The organism is Romboutsia sp., assembly GCF_035470145.1.
Taxonomy (GTDB): Bacteria; Bacillota; Clostridia; order Peptostreptococcales; family Peptostreptococcaceae; genus Romboutsia_D.
The window spans coordinates 1-4,870 of the sequence record NZ_DATIRC010000223.1; the positions used below are offsets into that span (position 1 = coordinate 1).

6 protein-coding genes are annotated in these 4,870 nt (G+C 29.0%); all 6 read right to left on the reverse strand.

What is annotated here, in order from left to right:
* The coding region (locus tag VLM92_RS09490; RefSeq protein WP_325275698.1) for a carboxyl transferase domain-containing protein at positions 1-204 on the reverse strand (204 nt) is incomplete at its 3' end.
* A 283-nt stretch (positions 205-487) separates the two neighbouring features.
* The gene (locus VLM92_RS09495; protein ID WP_325276102.1) at positions 488-889 is read right to left on the reverse strand and encodes a cobalamin B12-binding domain-containing protein; all 402 of its coding nucleotides are present in this window, start codon (positions 887-889) and stop codon (positions 488-490) included.
* Between the two features lie 16 nt (positions 890-905).
* A complete protein-coding gene (locus VLM92_RS09500) occupies positions 906-2,576 on the reverse strand; it encodes a methylmalonyl-CoA mutase family protein (RefSeq protein WP_325276103.1) in 1,671 nt (556 codons plus the stop codon).
* Between the two features lie 147 nt (positions 2,577-2,723).
* Positions 2,724-2,927, reverse strand: coding sequence for a hypothetical protein (locus VLM92_RS09505; protein ID WP_325276106.1), 204 nt, complete (start codon positions 2,925-2,927; stop codon positions 2,724-2,726).
* Between the two features lie 83 nt (positions 2,928-3,010).
* Positions 3,011-3,886: a kinase gene (locus VLM92_RS09510; RefSeq protein WP_325276104.1), complete on the reverse strand. Its 876-nt coding sequence runs from the start codon at positions 3,884-3,886 to the stop codon at positions 3,011-3,013.
* Positions 3,887-4,091: 205 nt separating this feature from the next.
* Entirely contained in the window at positions 4,092-4,784 is a 693-nt protein-coding gene (locus VLM92_RS09515; protein WP_325276105.1) for a DUF554 domain-containing protein, read from the reverse strand.
* Between the last annotated feature and the right edge of the window lie 86 nt (positions 4,785-4,870).

Sequence of the window (4,870 nt, forward strand, 5' to 3'; positions counted from 1 at the left end):
TTGTTTTTCCATTCCAAAATTAGAGCATCTATGTTTTACAAATGCATCTACTTCTACAAAAGTATTTTCATCAAATAATTTATTTAATCTTTCTCTTGCAGTTAATTTTCCTGATGCATGTTGTTTATCTATTCTTTTTTGTCCTCCACCCAATTCTATTTTACTTCTTTTTTCATGAAGTAAATTTAATTTCTCTTGTGACATAAAATCACCCCCAAAGATTTTAAATTCTAGTTACCTTCGCAAAACTTTAAAGTTTCCTCTAAATTATTTACAGCTATACCTACATGATCCACTCTTAATATATCCATACTATATCCCTACACTTATAAATTTTTATTGTGTATTATTCTAGCTTGTCAGTAAATATAGATTTACCTGAACCAAGGGGCCTGTTATTCCAACAACATAAGCCCCCACCTGTGTGTTTACAAACTTGATTTTCTACAATAGTGATAAGTCTAACACAATCTCTTTTTTTATTTTATTAAGCTAATGCTCTTTTAATATTTTTTTGTATAAACTCTATAGTTACTGAAGTTGGTGTCCCTGGAGTAAATATCTCAGCTATTCCTTTTTCTTTTAAGTATGGTATATCATCCTCAGGTATAACCCCTCCACCTATTACTAATACATCATTAGCTTCTTCAGATTTTAATAATTCTACAACTTTTGGTAATAAGTGATTATGTGCTCCCGATAAAATACTCATTGAAACAACATCAACATCTTCTTGAATAGCTGCTGCTACTATTTGTTCTGGCGTTTGACGAAGTCCAGTATATATAACTTCCATACCTGCATCTCTTAATGCTCTAGCTATTACTTTAGCTCCTCTATCATGACCATCTAGGCCTGGCTTTGCAACTAATACTCTTATTGGTCTCATGTTATTCTCCCTCCCTTTATATCATAACTGTTTGTTTATATTCACCAAATTCTTGTCTCATAACACCGCATACTTCACCTAATGTAGCATATTCTTTAACTGCATCTAATATATATGGCATTACATTTTCATCACAGTTACAAGCCTTTCTTAAAGCTTCTAGAGTTTCTTTTACTCTCTCATTATTTCTTCTTTCTTTAAGAGCTTTTATCTTCTCTTTTTGTCTTTCTCCAACCATAGGGTCAACTTTTAATAGTCCTTTTGGTGCTTCTTCTTCTATTTGGAATTTATTTACACCAACTATTATTCTATCATTATTTTCTATTTCTTTTTGATATCTATATGCACTATCCATTATTTCTTGTTGTATAAATCCTTTTTCTATAGCTTGCGGCGCTCCACCTAATTCATCTATTTTTCCTATTATTTCTAAAGCTTGCTCTTCTATTTGATTAGTTAAGCTTTCTACATAATAAGAACCAGCTAGAGGGTCTATACTATCAGCTACACCACTTTCATGTGCTACTATTTGTTGTGTTCTAAGTGCTACTCTCACTGAATCTTCTGTTGGAAGTGCTAGTGCTTCATCTTTTGAATTAGTATGTAATGATTGAGTACCTCCTAGTACTGCCGCTAATGTTTGAATTGCTACTCTAACTATGTTATTTTCTGGTTGTTGAGCTGTTAGTGTACATCCTGCTGTTTGAGTGTGGAACTTAAGAGCCCATGATTTAGGATTAGTTGCTTTAAATCTTTCTTTCATTATTTTTGCCCATATTCTTCTTGCTGCTCTAAATTTTGAAACTTCTTCTAATAAATTGTTATGTGCATTGAAGAAGAATGATAATCTAGGTGCAAAATCATCGACATTAAGACCTGCTTCTATAGCTGCATTAACATATGCTATACCATCAGCTAATGTAAATGCTACTTCTTGAACTGCATTTGCCCCAGCTTCTCTTATGTGATATCCTGATATACTTATCGTATTCCATTTGGGTACATCTTTTGAACAATATTCAAATATATCAGTTATTAATCTCATAGATGGTTTTACTGGGAATATGTAAGTACCTCTTGCCACATACTCTTTTAATATATCATTTTGTATTGTTCCTCTTAATTTATCTGAAGAAACACCTTGTTTTTCAGCTACTGCTATATACATAGCTAAAAGTACTGATGCTGGTGCATTTATAGTCATTGATGTAGATACCTTATCTAGAGGTATTCCATCAAATAATATTTCCATATCAGCTAAAGAATCTATACAAACTCCAACTTTACCAACTTCACCTTCAGCTATAGAATCATCAGAATCATATCCCATTTGTGTAGGAAGGTCAAATGCAACTGAAAGTCCCATAGAACCTTGTTCTATTAAATATTTATATCTTTGATTTGATTCTTCTGCTGTTGCAAAACCAGCATACATTCTCATAGTCCAGAATTTCCCTCTATACATAGTAGGTTGTACACCTCTTGTAAAAGGATATTGGCCTGGATATCCTAGATCATTTTCATAATTAGGTTCAACATCTAATGGTGTATATAATCTTTTTACCTCTTCACCTGTGTCAAACTCAAATGTTTCTTTTCTCTCTGGAAACTTAGCTAAACTTTTATTAACTTTGCTTTCTTCCCATTTGCTAAATCCAGCTTGAATTTGTTCTTTATTGCTTGTCATAAAAAAATCCCCCTTATTTTTCTACCTAGATATAAACTTTAATTTTTTATATAAAATAATATAACATAACTATCCTACTATAAATATATTTTTTATTTACCTTATATTTATAAAATTTTATAATCATTCTCATTTTAAGATTCTATTTTAACCATCATACTTCCTTTTTTTATAAATTGCTATAGCTTCTACTAATGCTATATCCATTTTACCTAAAAATCCATACTTTACCCATTGAGGCGTGTTGCTTAAATGCATGTCTACATATTTTATGTTTGAATTATTTGTTTCATTCCTGCAATTTATAACACCAGCATCTGATAATGCGCCCTCTAATTCTGGCCTACTAATGCTCCTGTTATTGTGGTAAACTTATATAAAAAAGGAGTATTTCTTAATAATTTATAAATTATTAAGAAATACTCCTTTTTACTTTAAGCATTCTCAAAGGTATATATAGCATCTATTCTAGCTAAATATATAGAATAATCACTGCAACCTATATATTTTGCGTACTTTTCAACCTTCTCTTTATTAACTTCAATATCACCTATGTCCTCTTTTATTAATTCCTTTATATATATATCCATTAAATTAGCTTTATGATTTGTTATATCGTATCCTAAATAATCAGTTAATCTCTCAATTTCTTTATTAAAATCTCCATCTTCTTTTATTAAAAATTCGTATACATCTTTTCTATATGGATTTAAATCTATTATCTGTTTAACTACTCTACACTCATCTGTTTTAGTTATAAATCCATCTCTATAATTATTAAAAAGTGCATTAGCTTTTTGTTTATTTTCTTTATCTATATATGAATTTATTGTAGTTATTTTATTTTCTATCAGTGCATCTACTACGGCATAATGTATATTAAAACAATCTTCATATATATATTGACTTAGCTTTTTTATAATAGGCTTAGTATCATAAAACTTTACATAATTATTCTTTTTATTTTTGTTGTTAACTAACTTTTCTTTATTTAAATTATTAAATAGTCTCTCATAATTTAAATATTTATTACAATAAGCATTTTTAAATATATCAAGATCTATTGTAATAATATCAAAACTAACAATAGTCTCAATTGCCTTTTTTAGTCCATCTTCAATATACTCTATGCCCATATCTAAACATTTTTCTGATATTTGTTTTACGCTTTGTATGTCATTTAAACAATCTTCTTCAAAGCTTTCACTAGCTTGCCTAGCATATAATTTAAATAATTTCCTTACTCTATTATAATTATCCATTTTTTCATCAAACTCTACAGTAGCCCCATTTATATCAAACGTAATCATAGTACATTCCCCCTACTTTTAATCAAATTTCTCTCTCCCATATATTATATATTTGATTATTATGGCTATTCTCCTTCTAAATAAGGAATTTGTCTAAAATTTTTCTTACACACTATCTCTATTTTAACTTTAATGTAGGTTTATATATAAAAATTTGAAACAAATTAGTTGTCTGAATAATTATTTGTTTTATTTTATACTAATATTATATTATACCTAAAATACCAGCTAAAATAGGTAAAAACACTGCTGGCAATAAATTTGCAATCTTTATATTAGTAGCTTTTAACATATTTAATCCTAATCCAACAATCAATAAACTACCAACAGCAGTCATAGAATTTATTACTTGCGTACTTAATACACCTGATAAAGCTGATGCTCCTATAGTTATTATACCTTGATATAAAAATACTGATACTGATGAAAACATAACTCCAATTCCTAAAGTCGCTGTAAAAATTATAGAAATTATTCCATCTAATATAGACTTAGCAAACAAAGTTTCGTGATTTCCAGTTAATCCACTTTGGAGACTGCCTACAATTCCCATCGCACCTATACAAAATAATAAACTAGCTGACACAAATCCTTGTGAAATAGACACACTACCTTCTTTTTGTTCTTTATTAAATTTACTTTCTAAGAACTCTCCTAACTTATTTAACCATTTGTCAATGTCTATAAGTTCCCCTATTAATGCACCTATTGCAATACATATTATAGTTACTAAAGTATCCTCTCCTTTTAGTGAGCCTGATATACCTATGTATAACACGCATAAAGCTAAACCATTCATTACTGTGTCACTATTTTTTTGTGATGCCTTACCTTTAACTAATAATCCTATTAAACACCCTAAAATTATTGCTACACTATTTACAATTGTTCCTAACATATTTTCTGCCCCCTCTTTTAGCTATATATAATTTTAATTATATCAACTTATATAGTGTTTATCATTATATAAGTTTTTTAAACTCC

Excerpts from the sequence above, each read along its gene's own strand:
- VLM92_RS09495 (WP_325276102.1), bottom strand. The coding sequence starts at position 889 with ATGAGACCAATAAGAGTATTAGTTGCAAAGCCAGGCCTAGATGGTCAT.
- VLM92_RS09500 (WP_325276103.1), bottom strand. The coding sequence starts at position 2,576 with ATGACAAGCAATAAAGAACAAATTCAAGCTGGATTTAGCAAATGGGAA.
- VLM92_RS09510 (WP_325276104.1), bottom strand. The coding sequence starts at position 3,886 with ATGATTACGTTTGATATAAATGGGGCTACTGTAGAGTTTGATGAAAAA.
- VLM92_RS09515 (WP_325276105.1), bottom strand. The coding sequence starts at position 4,784 with ATGTTAGGAACAATTGTAAATAGTGTAGCAATAATTTTAGGGTGTTTA.